The 20186-nt window shown below is 73.9% G+C and carries 13 protein-coding genes and 1 riboswitch; of the genes, 6 read left to right on the top strand and 7 right to left on the bottom strand.

Annotated elements, in window-relative coordinates; all coding sequences use genetic code 11:
* Window positions 1-125 precede the first annotated feature (125 nt).
* A complete protein-coding gene (locus tag ABD126_RS09770) occupies window positions 126-6521 on the top strand; it encodes an SDR family NAD(P)-dependent oxidoreductase (protein WP_343933393.1) in 6396 nt (2131 codons plus the stop codon).
* 51 nt (window positions 6522-6572) lie between these two features.
* Here the strand turns inward: ABD126_RS09770 and ABD126_RS09765 are convergent, their stop codons facing one another.
* The 3 genes from ABD126_RS09765 to ABD126_RS09755 form a co-directional block, all read right to left on the bottom strand.
* Window positions 6573-7751 carry a S8 family peptidase gene (locus ABD126_RS09765; RefSeq protein WP_343933392.1) on the bottom strand — a complete coding sequence of 393 codons (1179 nt, stop codon included), beginning with the start codon at window positions 7749-7751 and terminating at the stop codon, window positions 6573-6575.
* 114 nt (window positions 7752-7865) lie between these two features.
* Complete coding sequence (locus tag ABD126_RS09760; protein WP_343933391.1) at window positions 7866-8816, bottom strand: DMT family transporter; 951 nt, start codon at window positions 8814-8816, stop codon at window positions 7866-7868.
* Between the two features lie 68 nt (window positions 8817-8884).
* Complete coding sequence (locus ABD126_RS09755; protein ID WP_425542772.1) at window positions 8885-10153, bottom strand: cytochrome P450; 1269 nt, start codon at window positions 10151-10153, stop codon at window positions 8885-8887.
* A 71-nt stretch (window positions 10154-10224) separates the two neighbouring features.
* Window positions 10225-10366: riboswitch (cobalamin riboswitch) on the top strand.
* A 90-nt stretch (window positions 10367-10456) separates the two neighbouring features.
* Between ABD126_RS09755 and ABD126_RS09750 the strand changes: the two genes are divergently transcribed.
* The 5 genes from ABD126_RS09750 to ABD126_RS09730 are packed head-to-tail and all read left to right on the top strand — an operon-like array spanning window position 10457 to window position 16005.
* Window positions 10457-11779: a peptidase gene (locus tag ABD126_RS09750; protein WP_343933389.1), complete on the top strand. Its 1323-nt coding sequence runs from the start codon at window positions 10457-10459 to the stop codon at window positions 11777-11779.
* Window positions 11776-12624 carry a hypothetical protein gene (locus tag ABD126_RS09745; protein WP_343933388.1) on the top strand — a complete coding sequence of 283 codons (849 nt, stop codon included), beginning with the start codon at window positions 11776-11778 and terminating at the stop codon, window positions 12622-12624. The genes ABD126_RS09750 and ABD126_RS09745 overlap by 4 nt, the downstream gene beginning before the upstream one ends.
* The gene (locus ABD126_RS09740; RefSeq protein WP_343933387.1) at window positions 12621-13658 is read left to right on the top strand and encodes a CbiQ family ECF transporter T component; all 1038 of its coding nucleotides are present in this window, start codon (window positions 12621-12623) and stop codon (window positions 13656-13658) included. The genes ABD126_RS09745 and ABD126_RS09740 overlap by 4 nt, the downstream gene beginning before the upstream one ends.
* On the top strand, window positions 13655-15253 hold the full coding sequence (locus tag ABD126_RS09735) for an ABC transporter ATP-binding protein (protein WP_343933386.1): 1599 nt from the start codon (window positions 13655-13657) through the stop codon (window positions 15251-15253). The genes ABD126_RS09740 and ABD126_RS09735 overlap by 4 nt, the downstream gene beginning before the upstream one ends.
* Before the next feature lie 50 nt (window positions 15254-15303).
* The gene (locus ABD126_RS09730; protein WP_425542782.1) at window positions 15304-16005 is read left to right on the top strand and encodes an ECF transporter S component; all 702 of its coding nucleotides are present in this window, start codon (window positions 15304-15306) and stop codon (window positions 16003-16005) included.
* 7 nt (window positions 16006-16012) lie between these two features.
* On the opposite strand, the gene ABD126_RS09725 is transcribed toward ABD126_RS09730, so the two are convergent.
* The 4 genes from ABD126_RS09725 to ABD126_RS09710 all read right to left on the bottom strand — a co-directional run bounded on the left by ABD126_RS09725 (window position 16013) and on the right by ABD126_RS09710 (window position 20120).
* Window positions 16013-16675: a hypothetical protein gene (locus tag ABD126_RS09725; RefSeq protein ID WP_343933384.1), complete on the bottom strand. Its 663-nt coding sequence runs from the start codon at window positions 16673-16675 to the stop codon at window positions 16013-16015.
* Window positions 16676-16746: 71 nt separating this feature from the next.
* Complete coding sequence (locus ABD126_RS09720) at window positions 16747-17286, bottom strand: hypothetical protein (protein ID WP_343933383.1); 540 nt, start codon at window positions 17284-17286, stop codon at window positions 16747-16749.
* A gap of 15 nt (window positions 17287-17301) precedes the next feature.
* Complete coding sequence (locus tag ABD126_RS09715) at window positions 17302-18468, bottom strand: sugar efflux transporter (RefSeq protein WP_343933382.1); 1167 nt, start codon at window positions 18466-18468, stop codon at window positions 17302-17304.
* Window positions 18469-18539: 71 nt separating this feature from the next.
* The gene (locus ABD126_RS09710) at window positions 18540-20120 is read right to left on the bottom strand and encodes a methyltransferase (protein ID WP_343933380.1); all 1581 of its coding nucleotides are present in this window, start codon (window positions 20118-20120) and stop codon (window positions 18540-18542) included.
* Window positions 20121-20186: the final 66 nt, after the last annotated feature.

Genomic DNA, 20186 nt, shown 5'->3' with positions numbered 1-20186 from the left:
TTCGGCAGGGGCGGAGCAGGCCACCCTTCCCTTCACCCGGCGTGGAACACCGATTCCAGGTGTTTCATCGGAATTGGTGGAGAACGCCGCGAAAAGTTGTCGCACATCGCACCCGGAGGTGTCCTTTGAGCGCGTCCGCCGAAACGGAGCTGCGTGACTGGCTGGTGCGCGCGGTAGCGGAGACCACCGACGTTCCGGCGGAGGAGGTCGAGGTGGACCGGCCGCTGGCGGAACTGGGCTTGTCGTCGCGGGACGCGGTGGTGCTCGCCGGCGCTCTGGGCGACCACCTGCGCCGACCGGTGCCGCCCACCGTGCTGTGGCAACACCCGACCATCACGCAACTGGCCCACCACCTGACCACCCCTCCCGCCCCGCCCGCCGGTGACTCCACTCTCGCGGCGGCTGGCAGCGGGACGGTGCCCGCAGCGACCAGCGGCGGCCCAGCGTCCGGCAGCGGCACGGCGACCACGGCGGCCAGCGGCGGCCCAGCCCCCGTAGCGGCTGGCGGCAGTCCAGCGCCGTGCAGCGGCTCAGCGGCCAGCGGCGGCCCAGCGCCCGCGGCGACCGTTGGCGGGGCAGCGTCCGCGCGGTCCGGCGGCGGGGTGGCGGTCGGTTCGTCCGGCGGGAATGTCGGTGGGGCGTGGGACCATGGAGACGGGGGCCGGAGGCCGGCGCTTGAGGGCGTTGCGGTGGTCGGGGTCGGGTGTCGGTTGCCCGGCGGGGTGAGCGGGGCCGAGGGCTTGTGGCGGTTCCTGTGCGCCGGTGGGGACGGGGTTGGGCCGGTGCCGGCCGGGCGGTGGGTCGGGTTGCCCTCCGGGGTGCCGCCGTGGGGTGGGTTCCTCGATGACATCAAGGGGTTCGACGCCGAGTTCTTCGGGATCGCGCCCAGCGAGGCGGCGGCGGTCGACCCGCAGCAGCGGCTGGTGCTGGAGGTGTCCTGGGAGGCGCTGCACCACGCCGGGATCGCGCCCTCCTCCCTGCGCGGCTCGCGCACCGGGGTGTTCGTCGGGATCTCGACCGGCGAGTACGGGGCGGCGCAGGCCGTGGACCCGCGTCGGGTCGAGCCGTGGACGGCGACCGGTGGCGCGCTGAGCATCGCGGCCAACCGGGTGTCCTACCTGCTCGACCTGCGGGGGCCGAGCACGGCGGTGGACACGGCGTGCTCGTCGTCGCTGGTCGCCGTCCACCAGGCCGTGCGCAGCCTGCGGTCCGGCGAGACCGACGCGGCCATCGTCGCCGGGGTGAACGTGTTGCTGGGCAGCGCGGTCACGGCGGCGTTCGCGCGGGCCGGGCTGTTGTCGGCGAACGGGCGGTGCAAGCCGTTCTCGGCGTCGGCCGACGGGATCGCGCGGGCCGAGGGGTGCGCGGCGGTGGTGCTCAAGCGGTTGTCCGACGCGCGCCGCGACGGTGACCGGGTGCTCGCGGTGATCCGGGCCAGCGGGGTCAACTCCGACGGCCGGTCCAACGGCCTGATGGCACCCAACCCGGCGGCGCAGGAGGCGTTGCTGCGGGAGGTGTACGCGGAGGCCGGGGTGGATCCGGCGTCGGTGTCGTACGTGGAGGCGCACGGGACCGGGACGTTGCTCGGCGACCCCATCGAGGCGGGGGCGTTGGACGCGGTGCTGGGGGTGGGGCGTCCGGCGGACCGGCCGTTGCTGGTGGGGTCGGCCAAGTCGAACTTCGGTCACACCGAGGCGGCGGCGGGTGTGGTCGGGTTGGTGAAGGCGGTGCTCGCGGTGCACCACCGGGCGTTGCCGCCGACGCTGCACTTCGACGGGCCCAACCCGCACATCGACTTCACGCGGTTGGCGGTGGTGACGGGGGTGCGGGAGTGGCCTCGGCACGGGGGGCGGATCACGGCCGGGGTGTCGTCGTTCGGCTTCGGCGGGACCAACGCGCACGTGGTGTTGGAGGAGGGGCCGGGGAGGGGTGCGCCGGGGTCCGTGGGCGGGCCGGGTGTGCTGGTCGTGTCCGGGGCCACGGAGGAGCGGGTGCGCAGCCATGCCGCTCGGTTGGCCGATTGGTTGGCGGGAGGGGATGAGGGCCGATCGGGCCGGGGTGAGCCGGACTTGCGCGCGGTTGCGGCCACTCTCGCCCGACGGCGGGGTGACGAGCCGTTCGCGGCAGCCGTGTCGACCGGCGGCGGGGCGACCAGCGGTCTGACGAGGGTTGTCGATGGGTTGCGGGAGGTGGCCAGCGGGCGGCGAGAGGTAGAGCGGGTCGCGCGTGGGGATGGGCGGGTTGTGTGGGTGTTTTCCGGGTTCGGGTCCGGGTGGCCCGGCATGGCTCGCACCTTGCTGGCTCGTGAACCCGTCTTCGCCGCCGCCGTCGACGAGGTCGATCGGCTGGTCGCGCCCTGGTCGGTGAGGGGATTGATCAACAATCCTACAAAGGGATTGGGGGACGGTCAGATTGTCCTCTTCGGGGTGCAGATCGCGCTCGCCCGCCTGTGGCAGGCGTGTGGCGTTCGGCCGGCGGCCGTGGTGGGGCAGTCCGCCGGCGAGGTTGCGGCGGCAGTGGTCAGCGGGGCCCTGACGTTGGCGGACGCCGCTCGGGTCGTCACCACGCGGGCTCGCCTGTTGGACTCCGTCGACGTCGACGGGGGCGGCGGGATGGCGGCCGTCGAGCTGAGCCCCGAGGAGGTGGACGATCCGGAGTTGTGCGTCGCCGTTCACGCCGCGCCCCGGCGGTGCACGGTGGCGGGACCGGAGCACCGGCTCAAGGCGCTCGTCGCCCGGGTCGAGGCGGCGGGCGGGTCGGCGCGGATCCTGCCCCTGCGCACCAGCGGGCACTCGCCGGCGGTCGAACCGGTGTTGGAACAGCTCCGGGAAGGACTGCGAGGCATCGCGGGCGAACAACCGGGCGTCCCCGTCTACGGCACCGTGATGGACGACCCCCGGCAGCTGCCGCCGTTCACGCCCGACTACTGGGCCGAGCACATGCGTCGACCGGTCCGCTTCGCGCAAGCCGTCGCGGCGGCGGTCGAGGACGGGTTCACCACGTTCCTCGAAGTGTCCCCGCACCCGGTCGCCCTCCCGGCCATCGCCGAGACCGCACCCCACGCCACCCTCGTCGGCACGCTGCGCCGCGACACCGACGACCTCCGCACCTTCCACGCCAACCTCACCACCCTCCACCTGCACGGCGCGGTACCGGCCACCGGCGTCACCGACGTCCCCACCGCCCCCTGGCACCACCGCGAGCACTGGACCACGCCCCCGACCACCTCGGCGGGCCACCCGCTGCTGGGCGTGCACGTCGAACTCCCCTCCGGCGTGCACGCCTGGCAGTCCGACGTCGGCCTCGACGCCCACCCGTGGCTCGCCGACCACCGCGTCCACGACGTCCCGGTCCTGCCCGGCGCGGCCTACGTCGAACTCGCGCTCGCGGCGGCGGACGTGCTCGGCGCCCCGCACGAGGTCCGCGACGTCACCTTCGACCGCCTCCTCCCCCTCGCCGCCCGCGTCCCGATCACCACCACCCTGACCGGCCGCACGGTCGAGGTCCACGCCAAGAGCGACGGCCGGTGGGTCCGGCACGCCACGGCGACCCTCGCGCCCGCCGGCGATCCGACACCGGCCGGCAAAGTCCACAGTGGACAGACCATCGACCTGTACGCCGCCATGGACGCGGCGGGCATGAACTACGGCCCCGCGTTCCGCACCGTCCTGGAAGCACGCGCGGACGAGGGCGTGGCCACCTGCCGGATGCGCCGCCCCGACGGCCCCGACCGCGACTTCCACCTGCCGCCCACCCTCCTCGACGGCTGCCTGCACGCCCTCGCCGCCGCCGCGACCGTCACCGGCCCGAAACTCCCCACCGGCATCGGCGCGGTCCGCCTGCACGGCGACCCCCGCCGCGCCCACACCGCCGAAGCCACCACCGCCACGGGCGATGTCCGCCTGTTCGCCGAGAACGGCGACCTCCTGCTGGAAGTCCTGGGCGTCCGGGCGAAGCAGCTCACCGGCCTGACCGTCGAGCACCGCTGGGAACGCGCGGACGCCCCCGCCGGCCACTCCCCCGGCACGTGGCTGCTGGACGGCGACGCCGACGACATCGCCGACGCCCTCACCCGCGCCGGCCACCGGGTCACCCGCGACCCCCGAGCCGCCGTGGACGGCGTCGTGTTCGTGCCGCGAAACGTCGAGGACGACCTGCACCGGCTGGCCGCGACCAGCGGACCACGCGTGTGGGTGGTCACGCGCAACGCGGCGGCGGTGCTGGACGGCGAGGCGGGCGTGCCGGACGAGGCCGCGTTGCGTGGTGCCGTGCGGGTGATGGCGTTCGAGCGACCGGCAGTGCGAGCGTCCATTGTGGACGTTGACGATCCGGGGGCGCTGGCTCGCGAGCTTGCCGCCGACCTGCCGGACGACGAGGTGGCGTGGCGGGACGGTGTCCGTTACGTCGCCCGCCTGCGGCCGGTCGACCTGCCCGAGGACTTCACCGTCGCGCCCGGCGCGTACGTGATCACCGGCGGGTTGGGTGCGCTGGGGCTGGTCACGGCGCGGTGGCTGGCGGATCGGGGTGCGACCAGGGTCGTGCTGTGCGGGCGGACGGCGCGAGCGGTTCCCGGGCTCGCGGCCGAGGTGGTCGTGGTGACCGGGGACATCGCCGAGCCGGGGACCGCGCGGCGGGCAGTCGAGGCGGCGGTGCGGGACGGGGTGCCGTTGCGGGGTGTCGTGCACGCGGCGGGGGTGCTGGTGGACGAGCCGCTCGACCGGTTGACCCGTGATGGTGTGGCGGCCGTGCTGCGGCCGAAGATCGGCGGGGCGTTGGCGTTGGCGGAGGCGACGCGCGGGCACCGGTTTGACTGGTGCGTGATGTTCTCGTCGGCGGCGGGGCTGGTCGGGTCGCCGGGGCAGGCCGCCTACGCCACCGCCAACGCGTGGCTGGACGCGTTCGCCGCGCGGCTGCGGGCCGACGGGGTGCCGGCGGCGACCGTCCAGTACGGGGCGTGGAGCGGGGTCGGGCGGGCGAAGGACGTGGTGAACCCGTTGCTGCGGCCGTTGTCGCCGGCGGAGGGGGTGCGGGCGCTGGAGGCGGTGCTCGGGTCGGGGCGGCGGGCGACCGGGGTGGTGCGGTTCGACCGGGGCGCGGTGGTGGAGCTGTTCCCGGAGTTGGGGCGGCGGCCGTTCTTCTCCGGGTTCCTGGCGGTGGCGGAAGGGCCGGCGGAGGACCGGTTGGCGGCGGTGGTCGCGCGGGTGCTGGGGTGCGACGAGGTGGACCCGGCGGTGCCGCTGACCTCGCTCGGGCTGGACTCGCTGATGGCCATGCGGCTGCGCAACGCGGTGGAGCACGACCTGGGGGTGACGCTGCCGATCCCGCTGCTGCTCAAGGGCGCGAGCCTGGACGATCTGGTGGCGGGCGCGGCCTCCGGCCCCCGACACCATTCTCCCACGGGGGACCGACAAAACGGCGGGACCGGCGGCGACCGACGACGCGGTGGGGCCGGCGGTGGCCTGCGGAGCGGTGGGGCCGGCGGTGGCCTGCGGAGCGGTGGGGTGGTGGGGCCGCGGGATCCGGTGGAGCGGTGGTTGGGTGGGTTGTGCGCGCGGGTCGGGGTGGTGGGCGGGGTGCACGACGTCATTCCCGAGGGGGTGCGGGACGAGCTGCTGGCGCTGATGCGTGAGCGGGTTCCCGTTGATGACGGCGTCTTCCTCGTGCCGACCGTGGAGGGGGTTGCGGAGAGGGTGCGGGAGGCGTTCGAGGTCGCTGGTGGGACGGTTCGGGTGTTGCGGGAAGGCGTTGGGGCGCCGGTGCACCTGTTCCACCCCGCCGGTGGGCCTACCAGCGTGTACCAGCCGCTGGTCGAACTGCTGGGTGACCGCACCTGCTACGGGTACGAGCGGTTGGACGACGTGGCGGACATCCCGGGGAAGGCGCGGCGGTACGTCGAGTTGGTCAAGTCCGTCCAGGCCGACGGGCCCTACGTCCTTGGTGGGTGGTCGTTCGGCGGGTGTCTGGCGCATGAGGTGGCGTGTCAGCTCTTGGACGCCGGTGACGTGGTCGAGGTCGTGGTCATGATCGACACCGTGCGGCCCCTGCCGGCGCCCGAAGTGTCACCGGAAGAGCTGGTGCGGCATCGGTTCGAGCGGTTCGTGGGGCACATCCGCGACACCTACGGGGCCGATGTCGAGTTGCCGTGGGCGGAGCTGGCCGGGTTGGACGACGTCGGGCAGGTCGACGCCGTGCTGGCCGCGATGGTGGCCGCCGAGGTCGGCATCTCCGCCGGGGCCCTGCGGCACCAGAAGACGTCCTACCTCGACGCCCGCGCGGCCGAGCGGTACTCGCCCCGGCACTTCCCCGGCCGGGTGGTGTTCTACCGGGCCTGTGAACGGGAGACGCTGACCACCGTCCTGGACCCCCGCTACCTGCGCCGCCAGGAGGACGACGACCTGGGCTGGGCGGACGCGTGCGGGGAGCTGGAAGTGGTGCCGGTGCCCGGTGACCACCTGTCGATGGTGGACCTCCCCCACGTCACCGTGCTGGCCGAGCACCTGGCCAAGGTCCTGGGGCCCTAGGGTTCCCCGGCGCGCGGGGTGAGGGCTGGTCCCCCCGCGCGCCGGGGACGATCACAGGGCGTTGGTGAACAGCAGGCGGTTGACCGTGCCGCCCGTGGTGCCGCCGCTGACCACGTTCGGCGTGGCGGTGCTGTTGATCCAGTTGTGCACGGTCGCCGACGACGCGTCACCGTAACGCGCCTTGTAGAGGGCCGCGACGCCCGCGACGTGCGGGGTGGCCATCGACGTGCCGGACTTCGCGCCGCTGCCGCCGGTGTTCAGCGTCGAGACGATCGAGCCGCCGGGGGCGTAGAGGTCGACGCACGCGCCCGTGCTGGAGAACGACGACCGGGCGTCGGTCCGCTCCGAGGACGCCACCACCGACGCCGTCTCGACCTTGCGCGGCAGGCGGTCGCACGAGTTCGCGCCGGTGTTGCCCGCCGAGGTGGCCAGGAAGACGCCGGAGGAGATCATGTTGCGGATCGCGGTCTCCAGGCTCGCGGTGGCCGGGTAGTTCCACGACGTGTTGGCCACGGCCGGCTTCTGGGCGTTCGCGGTCACCCAGTTGATCGCCGCGATGGCCGCGGAGGTGGTGGTGCTGCCGGAGCAGTTCATCATCTTCACGCCGTGCAGCCGGACGCCCTTGGCCACGCCGTAGGTGTTCGACCCGACCGTGCCCGCCACGTGCGTGCCGTGGCCCTGGCAGTCGGTGTTGTTGGTGTCGATGGCGTTGTAGTCGAACGTGGCCCGGCCGCCGAAGTCCGGGTGGCCGGGGGTGATGCCGGTGTCGATGATGTAGGCGTGCACGCCGGAACCGTTGACGTTCCAGGTGTAGCTGTTGGACAGCGGCAGGTTGCGCTGGTCGATGCGGTCGATGCCCCACGACGGCGGGTTGGTCTGGGTGGCGTCGAGCGCGTCGGTGACCACCATGTCCTGCTCGATCAGCTTGACCGACGGGTCGCGGCTGAGCTTGCGCAGCTGGCCCGGGGTGAGCTTGGCGGCGAACCCGGTGAACGCGGAGTCGTACACGTGGGTCGGGGTGACGCCGGCCGCCGCGGCCGCGGCGGTGAGGCCGCGGGCGGAGCGGTCGACGGTGACGATGTAGCTGTCCTTGATCGGCGTGGCCGTCGCGGTCGCGGCGGCGGTGACGATCCGCGCCTGGTGCGGCTCGGCGTTCGCGAGACCGGTCGCCATGGTGGCGGCGGTCGCGGCGGAGGCGAGGACGGCGAGTGTTCTGATGGCAGGGCGCACTGATCGGCTCCTCGGGTCACCCGCGGACGCGTGCGCTCCGCCGCAGGGTTGACGGAGCGGACTTTCACTCGTCCGGGGTTCAACCCAGCAGCCTGATCAGCGTCTCACCGCCGGTCAACGGTCATCCACTGAATAGCCGCCGCCACGCTCACGCTGAGTGGACATAACCGGCAACTGGTGAGGACCGGACCCGTCTTGTGGCCGCCTGGGAGCCGCCAGGCGGGTCATGGCGACGCCGGCGAGGACTACCGCCATCCCGACGACGATCCGGACCGTCAGCGGCTCGCCCAGCACGATCGCGCCCAGCGCCACGGACACCACCGGCAACAGGTAGCCGACCGTCGCGGCGGCCGTCGGACCCTCGTCCTCGATGATCCGGTAGTTCAGGACGAAGGTCGCCCCGGTGCCGAAGATCCCGAGCACGACCACCGCCACGACCGCGGTCACGTTGGGGTGCGCCGGACCCGAGGTGGGCAGGGCGAGCGCGCTCCACGCCGTCGCCGCGGTCAACTGGGCGGCGGAGATCGCCATCGGGCCGCCCTTGCCGACCAGGTGGCGGCCCATGTAGGTGAAGGCGACGGCGTAGCTGGCCGCCGCGCCGAGCAGCGCCAGCGCGCCCAGGCTCATCAGGCCGTTCCGCTGCCACGGCGCGAAGATCAGCACCACGCCGGCGAAGCCCAGCGCCAACCCGGTCAACCGGACCGGCCGCAGGTCCCGGTCCAGGCCGAACGCGAGGCCGATGAGCAGCGACCACAGCGGGGTCGTCGCGTTGATCACGCCCGCGACCCCGGAGTCCACGCTCTGCTGCCCGATCGCGAACAACGCGAACGGCAGGGCGTTGCAGAACAGCGCCGCCACGGCGAGGTGCCCCCACGTGCGCGGCGAGCGCGGCAGCCGCTGACCGCCCGCGCGGGCGAGCACGAGCAGCACCGCCGCGCCCAGCGCGCAGCGGATCACGGTGAGCTGGACGGGCGTCAGGCCGGTGAGGGCCAGTTCGATCCACAGGAAGCAGGACCCCCACAGCAGGGCCAGGACGCCCGTCCGCAACACCGATCGACTCGTCATGCCTTCAAGGTGCCCCACGGCACCCATCAGAAAAAGTGAAGGCTTCTTGAGTCGCGTTAAGCGCTACTTCACGGTCGCGTGTGGACCCACAGCGCCTCCACACCGTGCACGATGGACGCCGTGCGGAACGGCGGTCGCTCGGCGGCCATCCGCAGGTGCGGGAACCGCCGCAGCAACGCCGGGTACGCGGCCCGCAGCTCCATCCGCGCCAGCTCCGCCCCGACGCAGCGGTGCGCGCCGTAGCCGAACGCCAGGTGCTGCGACACCTTCCGCGCCGAGTCGAAGTCGAGCTTGTCCAGGCCCTCGCGGTTGGCCGCGGCCAGCGACACCACCACGACGTCACCCTCCTGGATCGGCGTGTCCGCGATGACCATGTCGTGCTTGGCGAAGCGCGGGAACGCCACCTGCACCACCGTCAGGTGCCGCAGCAGCTCCTCCACCACCGGGCCCACGGCCGCGTCGTCGTCGGCCATCCGCGCCCGCGCCTCCGGGTCGCTCATCAGCACGATCGCGCCCAGCGCCAGCATGCTCGCGGTGGTGTCGAACCCGCCGGTGAGCACGCCGTCGGCCAGGCCCGCCAGCTCCTCGTCGCTGACCTCGTCCCCGTGCTCGCGGATGATCATGCCGATCAGCCCGTCACCCGGGTTCCTCCGCTCCCGCCGGACGATCTGCTCCATGTACTTCAGCGACTCGGAGATCGCCCCGAGCGCCTGCGTCGCACCCCCGAACAGGTCGAACCGCGCCGCCGCCAACTCCTGGAACCGCGCCCGGTCCTCGTACGGAACGCCCAGCAGCTCGCAGATCGTCAGCGACGGGATGGGCAGCGCGAACTCCTGCACCAGGTCCACCGGCCCCTCGGCGGCCTCCATCGCGTCCAGCCGCTCGGTCACGATCTCGTCGATGCGCGGCACCAGCCGCGCCAGCCGGCGCATCGTGAACTCGGGCGTGAGCAGCTTGCGCAGCCGCGTGTGGTCCGGCGGGTCGGCGAACCCGAGACCACCCGGGGTCTGCTCGACCCGCCCCACCGCCGCACCCAGCCGCGCGTAGTCGTTGCTGAACGCGTCTGTGTCGGAAAGCACCTTTTTCGCCTCGTCCTGGCCCGTGACCAACCACACCCGGACGCCGAACGGCACCGGGAGCCGGTGGATCGGGCCGGACTCGCGCATCCGCTCCAACTCGGGCACGGGAACCACCCCGTCGCGCTTCAACGGCACCAGCGCCCGGTCCGGGAGCAGCGACAACGCGCGTGAACCGATCCTCCCCATGACCCAACGCGTGATCGAACGCCGTGCGACCCACGCCACAAGGCCGTCGCGCACCGACGCCAGAGTCGCCATCCCACACCCCTCTTCCCCAGGATTGATCGACCGACGGTAACGGTTGCAGAGGGTGAGGAGCATCGCGCTACAGGCGGATTGACACGCTGTGTCGTCTGACAGACGATCTGCAATCGCGCATGTGCGGGGGAAGCCGGTCGAAGTCCGGCGCTGACCCGCAACGGTAGGTCCACCCGGACGAGCCCGAACGCCTGCCATGCGCGCAACGCTCCAGACACCCGTCGAGGTCAGCGGGTCGGAGCCTGGGGGTCGTCTCACGGCTGTCCGGGGTCCGCTCACGTCCACCCCCGGAAAGGTCGCACCATGTCGATCAGACGGACCGCCGCCGTCGCCGCCGCCGCGCTGTCGGTGTTCGCGGCCACCCCCGCTTACGCCGAACAGGTCACGACCTCACCCGCCGGGGCCGGCGCGGGCTGGCTGGCCCGCCAACTGGTCGACGGCGAGCGGTTCGAGGTCGACTACGGCGGCAAGCTCTACCCCGACCACGGCGGCACGATCGACGCGGTGCTGGCGTTCGCCGCCGCTGGCGTCGCCGAGGACAACGCGCTCAAGGCGACCGCGTGGCTGGCCAAGCCCGCGGTGCTGCCCGGCTACCTCGGCGACCCCAAGGACACCTCCTACGCCGGCGCCTACGCCAAGCTGGCCCTGACGGCGCAGGTCCGGGGCGAGGACCCGACCGCGTTCGGCGGCGTGGACCTGATCGCCGGGCTGAACTCGCTGCTCACGCCGTCGGGCCGGTTCTCCGACAAGTCGCCCTACCCCGGCGACTACAGCAACGGCTTCAGCCAGTCCTTCGCCGTCCTCGCGCTGGAGCGGCACGGCACCGCGCCCGAGGCCGCCGTGGACTACCTGGCGAAGAGCGCCTGCCCCGGCGGCGGGTTCCCGCTGGAGCTGGCGGCGGCCACGTGCGTGCCGCAGGTGGACGCGACCGCGATGGCCGTCCAAGCCCTCCTCGCCGTCAACCCGGCCGAGCGGGCCGCCGCCGACCCGACCGAGGACGCCGCCGACCCGGCCAAGGACGCCGCCAACCCGGCCGAGGACGCCGCCGACCCGGCCAAGGAGGCCACCGACCCGGCCAAGGTCGCCGCCGCCGGCGTGAAGTGGCTGGTCGAGCAGCAGCAGGCCGACGGCGGGTTCATCGACGTGCTGCAAAAGGGTGAGGCGGGCACCACGACCAACGCCAACACCACCGGCCTGGCCGCGCAGGCGCTGCGCGTGGCGGGCTCGACGGCCGCCGCGGACAAGGCGGTCGCCTACCTCAGGGCGCTCCAGGTCGGCTGCGGCGACGCCAACACGGGCGCGATCGCCTACGACGCCAAGGGCTTCTCCCCCGCCAACGCCAACCGCGCCACCGCGCAGGCCGTGCTGGGCCTGGTGGGCACCGGTTTCGCCACCCTGACCTCGGCGCGGGCGAAGGCCGCCGCGCCCGTGCTCGACTGCACCGCCCCGGCCACGGAGGTCGCGACCCCGCCCGCGCCGGCCGGCCCGCAGGCGCAGCAGCCCGAGGTGCTGGCCCGCACCGGTGTGCCGGTCACGCCCGCGCTGTGGCTGGGCACGCTGCTCGTCGTCGCCGGCGCGCTGGCCCTGGTGCTGGGCCGCCGCCGCGTCGCCCCTGTCCGCCGATGAGGCTGCCACTCGCGCCGCCGGTGGTCCCCCGGTGGTCCGCGCCGCTGGTGGCGCTGGGGTTGGTGCTGCTCGGCGCGCCCGTCCCGGCGTCGGCGGCGGGGTGTTCCGGGGTGACCGTGGTCGTGGACTTCGGGTCGTTGGGCGGCGGTGTGCGGACCGGCTGCGCTCCGGGCGACCCGGCCAGCGGGTTGGCGGCGTTGGGCGGGGCGGGGTTCGCCTTCGACCTGGCCAGCCGGCAGCCCGGGTTCGTGTGCCGGATCAACGGGGCTCCCGAGAGTGACCAGTGCGCGAACGCCGCGCCGAACACGGCCTACTGGTCCTATTGGCACGGCACGCCCGGCGGGTCGTGGAGCTACAGCAGCGCCGGCGCGTCGGGTTACGACCCCGCGCCCGGCAGTGTCGAGGGGTGGGCCTTCGGCGCGGGCGGACAGCCCGGCACCGCCCCACCCGCCCCCGCTCCCCAGCCACAACCTCAACCACAGCCACAGCCACAACCGCAGCCGCAGCCACAGCCGCCGGGCCAGCCCGCGCCGAACCAGCCGGGGGCCGGGCAGCCGACCGGGCAACCGAGCGCCGGGCAGCCCGCACCGACGAGCAGCGACGCCGCGGCGGGCCAGACCACCGCGACCGGTCCGACCCCCGCCACCTCCGCGAGCGAGACCGGGCGGCCGACCAGCCCCGGCGCGGCGTCGGCGAGCGTGGTGCCGACAGCCGGGCAGTCGTCGGAGGGCGGTGGCGTGCCGGTCGGGTTGATCCTCGGCGTCGGCGTGATGGCCGCGTTGGGCGCGGCCGGTTGGTGGGTCGCCCGGCGGCGGGCCGAGTCGGCCGGCGGCAGCGGTTCGTGAGTGGGGCGGTGCACCCCGGCGCGTGGTGGCTGTGGGCGTTGGGGTTGGCGGTCGTCGCGAGCCGGGCCACCAACCCCGTCGTGCTGGGCCTGGTCGTCGCGGTCGCCGGGTTCGTCGCCGTCACCTGCCGCCAGGACAGCCCGTGGGCGGACTCCTACGGCGTGTTCTTCAAGTTCGGGCTCGCCGTGCTGGGCGTCCGGGTGCTGTTCCACGTCGTGCTGGGCGGGGTGGACGGGCCGACCGTCCTGCTGGACCTGCCCGAGGTGCCGCTGCCGGACTGGGCGCGCGGCATCCGGCTCGGCGGACCGCTGACCGCCGAAGGCCTGGTGTTCGCGCTGTGCCAGGGCCTGCAACTGGCCACCCTGCTGTGCTGTGTGGGCGCGGCCAACGCCCTGGCAAACGCCAAGCGGCTGCTGCGGTCGCTGCCCGCCGCGCTCTACGAGGTCAGCGTGGCGGTCGTGGTGGCGATGACCGTCGCGCCGCAGCTGGTCGCCAGCGCCCGGTCGGTGCGGCGGGCGCGGGCGTTGCGCGGTGACGTCGTGCGCGGTGTGCGGGCGGTGAAGCTGCTGCTGGCGCCGGTGCTGGAGGACGCGTTCGAGCGGTCCCTGGTGCTGGCGGCGGCGATGGACTCGCGCGGTTACGGCCGCAACGCGGGCCTGCCCACCCGGACCCGGGTGCTGACCGGGTTCCTGGTGCTGGGCGGCCTGCTCGGGCTGTGCGTCGGCGCGTACGCGCTGCTGGACAACGGCACCGCGGGCTTCTCGATGCTCGCGGTGGGCGCGGCGCTGGCGGCGGCCGGGCTGTGGACGGGGTCGCGGCGGGTGCGCCGCAGCCGGTACCGGCCCGACACGTGGGGGCGGCGGGAGGCGCTGGTCGTCGCGTCCGGCCTGGTCGCGGCGGTGACGGCGGTCCTGGGGCCGGACCTGGTCATGCCGACCGTCCCGCTGACCGCGCCCGACCTGCCGCCGCTGCCCGCGCTGGGACTGCTGTGCGCGCTCGCGCCCGTGCTGATCGCCGATCGGAAGAAGCCATGATCCGGTTCGAGGACGTCACCTTCACCTACCCCGGCACCCCCGCCCCGGCGCTGTCCGGAGTGGACCTGGAGGTGCCCGAGGGCGAGCTGTGCCTGGTCGTGGGCCGGACCGGCGCGGGCAAGTCCACCCTGCTGCGCGCGGTCAACGGCCTGGTCCCCCACTTCACCGGCGGCGTCCTGCGCGGCCGGGTCCTGGTCGACGGCCGCGACACCCGCACCCACCCGCCCCGCGACCTCGCCGACGTGGTGGGCCTGGTCGGGCAGGACCCGCAGGCCGGGTTCGTCACCGACTCGGTCGAGGAGGAGCTGGCGTACTCGATGGAGTCGCTCGGCCTGCCCAACCCGGTGATGCGCAAGCGCGTCGAGGAGACCCTGGACCTGCTCGGCCTGGCCGACCTGCGCCACCGGCCGCTGACCACGCTGTCCGGCGGCCAGCAACAGCGGGTCGCGGTCGGCGCGGCCCTCACCGCCCACCCGCGCGTGCTGGTGCTGGACGAACCCACCTCCGCGCTGGACCCGGGCGCGGCGGAGGACGTCCTGGCCGCCCTGCACCGGCTGGTGCACGACCTGGGCATGACCGTGCTGATCGCCGAACACCGCCTGGAACGGGTGGCCCAGTACGCCGACCGCGTGGTGTGGCTGTCGTCGGACGGCACCGTCGTCGCGGGCGACCCCGGCCCGGTGCTGGCCGCCGCGCCGGTCGCGCCACCCGTGGTGCGGTTGGGGCAGTTGGCCGGGTGGGACCCGGTGCCGGTGTCCATCCGCGACGCGCGGCGGCGGGCCGGTGACCTGCGGTCCTCGCTCGGCGCGCCGCCCCCGGCGCAGCCGGTGACGGGGTCGCCGGTGGTGCGGGCGGCGGACGTCCGGGTGCGGTACGGGCCGGTCGAGGCGGTCCGGGGCGTGTCGCTCGCGGTCGGCGCGGGCGAGCGGGTGGCGTTGATGGGGCGCAACGGGTCGGGCAAGTCCAGCCTGTTGTGGGCGGTGCAGGGCACCGGCAAGCGGTCCGGCGGCGAGGTGCTCGTGGAGGGCGTGGACCCGGCGTCGCTCAAGCCCGCGCCGCGCCGCCGCGCGGTCGGGTTGGTGCCCCAGCAACCCGGTGACCTGCTGTACCTGCACACCGTCGGTGCGGAGTGCGGGCAGGCCGACCGCGAGTCCGCGAAACCGGCGGGCACGTGCCGCGCGCTGCTGGACCGGCTGGCGCCGGGCATCCCGGACGACCGGCACCCGCGGGACCTGTCCGAAGGCCAGCGGTTGGCGCTGGTGCTCGCGGTGGCGCTGACCCCGTCGCCGCGGGTGGTGCTGCTGGACGAGCCCACGCGCGGGTTGGACTACCCGGCGAAGACGAAGCTGGCCGAGGCGCTGGGCGAACTGGCCGCCGCCGGGCACGCGGTGGTGCTGGCCACCCACGACGTCGAGTTCGTGGCCGAGTACGCGACCCGCGTGGTGGTGCTGGCCGACGGCGAGGTCGTGGCCGACGGGCCGACCGGCGAGATGGTGACGGCGTCGCCGACGTTCTCGCCGCAGGTGGCGAAGGTGCTCGCGCCCGAGCCGTGGCTGACCGTCGCCGAGGTCGCGCGGGCGTTGGCGGCCCGGTGAGCGTCCCGGTTCGCGCGCGGGCGGCCGTCGCCCTGGCCGGGTCGGCGGTGATGGGCGTGGTCGCCTTCTGCTGGCCGTTGTTCGTCACGGCCGGGGCCGGCGGCGTGCGGTCCCCGTGGATCTTCGCCCTGCTGTTGCCGCTGGTGCTGGCGGTGGCGCTGGCCGAGATCAGCTCCGGCGGGATGGACGCGAAGGCCGTGGCGGTGCTGGGCGTGCTGTCGGCGCTGGGCGCGGCGATCCGGCCGCTGGGCGCGGGGACCGCCGGGATCGAGACGGTGTTCTTCCTGCTCGTGCTGGGTGGGCGGGTGTTCGGGCCGGGGTTCGGGTTCGTGCTGGGCAACACGATGTTGTTCGCGTCGGCGTTGCTCACCGGAGGCATCGGGCCGTGGCTGCCTTACCAGATGTTGGCGTCGTCGTGGGTCGCCCTGGGGGCTGGTCTGCTGCCTCCGCTCCGGGGACGAGGCGAGTTGACGATGCTGGCGGTCTACAGCGCGCTGGCGTCGCTGGTGTACGGGCTGCTGCTGAACCTGTCGTTCTGGCCGTTCGCGTTGAGCGCCGAGAGCACGAGCCTGTCGTACGTGCCGGGCGCGCCGCTGGTGGACAACCTGGTGCGGCTGGCCGGGTTCAGCGTGGCGACGTCGTTGGGGTGGGACATCGGGCGGGCGGTGACGACGGTGGTCCTGGTGTTGATCACCGGTCCGGTGCTGCTGCGGACGTTGCGCCGAGCGGCCAGGAAGGCCGCGTTCACCTGATCCCCGGTCAGGGCTTGGGCAGGGCGGCGGCGGTCTCGGCCAGGGCGTCGAGGACCTCCGCCGGCAGGTGACCGGTCGCGGCCTCCGCCTCGGCCACGGTGACCACCGTGCGGTCCTGGTCGGAGCCGTAGTTGTGGCCGTGGAAGGTCGTCGCGGGCAGGCCCAGGAGGGACGCGGGCAAGGGCGTGACGTCGCCGGTGGCGTGCTTGTCCATCAGGCGCTTGAACCCGCCGGCGTCGCGGGCGGTGGCGAAGCCGACCCAGACCACCGAGATCAGCGCGGTGCCACCGGAGTCGTCCTCGACGGCGATGAGGATACTGTCCATGGACGTGCACCGGTGGCGCAGGAAGTACTCCTGGACCTGCCCGAACGACGAGGCCACGCACTCCGCCCGCTGGAGGGTGGACCGGCGCTTCTCCCGCATCGAGAACCGCCGCCAGGCCGCGTCGGCGTCACCCCGCTTGGCGTCCTTGCGGCCTTCCGCCTTGCGCACCGACACGCTCTGGCCGCCGGTGGCGCCGCCGGTCAGCTCGCCGATGGTGCTCACCCCGGCCCCGCCACCCAGCGCCCCCACCGCCACCACCCCCGCGAGCAGCACGGCCCCCGCGTTGCTCTTGTTCGCCGGGTCGCTGCCGCCTCCGGCCCCGCCGATTCGCCGTCCGTCCGCCACTTGGCCCCCTCCCCTGAGGGGAAAGGTCTAGCAAGCCCCACCGGCGGGTTCTCCCGAAAAGGGCGGACACCTCAGCGGGATTCACGCCACCGGAGGTACTCCTCGACCGTGCGCACGCCGCCGTCCAGCACGGCCTCGTACAGCTCCAGGCTCCGGTACTGCGGGTAGTCCTGCTTGACGCGCAGGATCGCCGCCCGCGTCTCGGCGGTCAGCCGCGCCGGGAACGTGGCCACGTGCCGCAGGTCGGGCTGGCGGTCGGGCTCGTCCACGAACCAGACGTCCAGGTTCCACCCCTGCCCGTACGTCACGCCCAGGTAGAGGCCGTCCGGGTAGTCCGGGTCGGTGTTCCAGTGGCCCGTGTCGTCGCGGATCTGCACGGTCCGCACGTCCGGGTGGTTCGCCAGGGTCGCGCCCAACGACGCCACCGGGGCCATGTCCAGCTTCGGCACCACCACGGTGATGTCGATGTCCCGCCGCACCATCAGGCCGAGCGCCGAGCTGCCCACCCGCACGGGACGGCCCAGCGCGGACAGGGCCGGCACCAGCTCCAGCGCCGCGAGCACGTCCTCCGCCTCGGCCTGCAACTCGTCCTGCCTCGCCAACAGGTCCATCGAAATCCCCCGGATTCAGCGGTGGCGGGCCGCCACCAAGAAGGCCACGCCCAGCACGGACATCACCAACCCGATCGCGTAGGCGCTCCGGTAGCCGAACACCGCCGACAACGCCAACAGCGGACCGGACAGCATGCCGCTGACCTTCATCGTGTTGGTATACAGCGTCGTAGCGTAGCCGGGCCGGTCCGGTGCGATGTCCTGGAAGAAGGAGATGCCCACGCCCATCACCGCGGAGATCACCGCCGCGTGCAGCAGCTGCGCCGCCAGGACCTGCCACGTCGCCGTCGTCATCAGCATGACCGCGTAGTAGGCCAGCGCGACGGCGCCACCGGCCAGGACGATGCGTCGCAGGTCGACGCGCATGCCCAACGCGCCGAGACCGAGCATCAGCGGGATCTCCAACGCCGCGCACAGGCCGAGCACCAGCCCGGCGTCGGACGTCGAACCGCGCAGGACGTCGGCGATGAACAACGGCATCGCGACCACGCCCAGCTGCGACGCCCCCTGCAACAGGGTGAACGCCACGGCCGCGAACGCGATGTCCCGCCGCAACCCGCCCCCGCCGCCGGCCCCGCGGGTCGCCTCGTCCAGGCCCGGCTCGTCCAGCAGGAACGCCGTCACGCCCGCGCCCAGCAGGCAGATCACCGCCGCCACGCCGAACAGGCCGACGAACCCGCTGACGTCGATCAGCAACGCCGCCAGCGGCGGCCCGCCCACCCACGACACCGACATCATGGTGCGCAACGCGCTGATCGCCAACGGCGCACGGGTCGAGCCACTGCGTTCCAGCACCTGCCGGGCATACGCGAACAACTGCGGCATCAGCACCGACGCCACCGACAGCAGGGCGATCGACACCACCAGCAGCAGCCAGTAGTCGCGCACCACCGCGAACAACGCATATCCGGCAGCACCGGCCAGCGACGCGACGACCATGAGGTTGCGCCGCACCGCCCGCGCGTCCGACAGCCGCCCGATGAGCGTGCTGACCACCAGCGACGACATCGCCCCCGACAGCAGGAACGCCCCCGTCGCGAACGGGCTCGCACCCAGCTCCTTCACCAGGAACAACGACAGGAACGGGAACGCCAGCGCGTACCCGACGCCCGTCAGCAGGCTCACCGCCAGCAACGGGACGAACGGCCGACCAGGCTTGATGGGAGCGCTCACATGAGCCATGGCACCCATCATCGCCGCTCACCCGGACGCGGGCGAAACGGATTTCCGACCCGTGGGACGACTTGCGGAGATTACACGGCCGTGGCCGCCAGCACCGCCATGTCCAGCGGCAACGGCCGGATCTCGTCCAGCCGGAAACCGTTGGCCGCCAACAGGTTCCGGTACTCGATGGGCGTGCGCTCGCGGCCGTGGACGTTGTTGACCATCATGTGCACGTCCCACGCCAGCGGGAGTTCCTCCAGGTGGGTCTCGGGCACCGGCCGTTCGACCACCACCAGCCGCGCGCCGGGCGCGGCGGCGGCGCGGATGCCGCCCAGGATGGTCGCGCACCGCTCGTCGTCCCAGTCGTGCAGGATGCGCGACAGCAGGTACACCGCGCCGGCGGGCACCGGGTCCCGGAAGAAGTCGCCCGGCACCAGGGAAACCCGGTCCGCGCAGCCGAACCGGGACAGCACGGCCCGCGCCGGGTCCATGACGTGCGGCCGGTCGAACAGGACGCCGCGCAGGCCCGGCGCGCAGCCCAGCACGTACCCCAGCAGGTGGCCGTCACCGCCGGCGACGTCCACGACGACGCCCTCGGCGGGCAGGTCCAGCGCCGTGGGCACGATCTTGAGGAAGCTCGTCCCGGCCGCCATCGCGCTCTCGAACAGCCGCGCGTCGGCCGGGTGCGCGGCGAAGTGGTCGAACGGGTCGGCCCCGAACACGTGGGTGAACGCCGACTCGCCGGTGCGCACGGTGTGCTCCAGCGCCGAGAACGACCGGTAGAACAGCCCGCCGTACAGCCGCGCCAGGTCCCGCTGCGACCCCTCGACGTCACCGCGCAGCAACGCCCCGGTCTCGGTCAGCACCCACCCGTTCCGGTCCAGCGCGAACACGCCCAGCGCCGCCAGGTAGCGCAGCACGCGCCCGAGGTTGTCCTCCCGCGCGCCGCAGGCCGCCGCCAGGTCGGCGGTCGTGCGCGGCCCGTCGGCCAACAGGTCCGGCACGCCCAGTTCCGCCACCACGGCCAGCGACCGCGTCCGCCACGCGCCGCTCATCAGCCGCAGCAGGTCGCGCCGGGGCTGGTCGGGGCGGCCCAGGTGCCTGCGCAGCAACGATTCCCGGTGACCCGGCACGGTCAGCTCCATGCGCCGCGCGCCCCGCAGGTACAGCACGGTGACGTCCTCGTGCTTGTTGTACCCGCCCCCGTCGGGCGTGAGGCCGGCGTCGGCCAGGTGCTCGTAGACGCCGCGCAGCACCACGTCGTCGTCGGTGGCCGCGCGGAACGCCAGGTGCTCCTCGTCGCCGGGCACGTCCGGGAAGTCCCCGCGCAGCACGAAGACCTCGACCTCGCGCGGTCCCGCGCCGACGACGGCGTGCACGATCCGCACGTCGAGGTCCTCCCGGCCCAGCCGCTGCGCCAACCGGTCGCGCACCACCACGCTGGGCACCGGGTCGCGCGGGCGCACGCCCAGCCGCACCAGGTCCGCCGCGACGGCGTCCGCGTCCGGCGCGACGACCAGCAGCGCGCCGTGCGCGAAGTCCAGGTGGCGGACCAGGTCCAGGCCCGGTAAGACCGCGTCCAGCGCCTCCCGCGTGCCGGTGCGCCCGATGAAGGCGACGGTGTCGGCGACGCGGCGGGCGTCGCGTTCGCACAGACCCGAAAAGGACATGGCGGTACCCTTTCCCCCAGTCGTGAGCCGGTCCCCGTCGCCCAGCCGGGACGGGGACCCGCGGTC

It is taken from the genome of Saccharothrix mutabilis subsp. mutabilis (assembly GCF_039521145.1).
Lineage (GTDB): Bacteria > Actinomycetota > Actinomycetes > Mycobacteriales > Pseudonocardiaceae > Actinosynnema > Actinosynnema mutabilis.
Note: the sequence above shows the minus strand (reverse complement) of the source record. Positions and strands in the feature narration are given on the sequence as shown.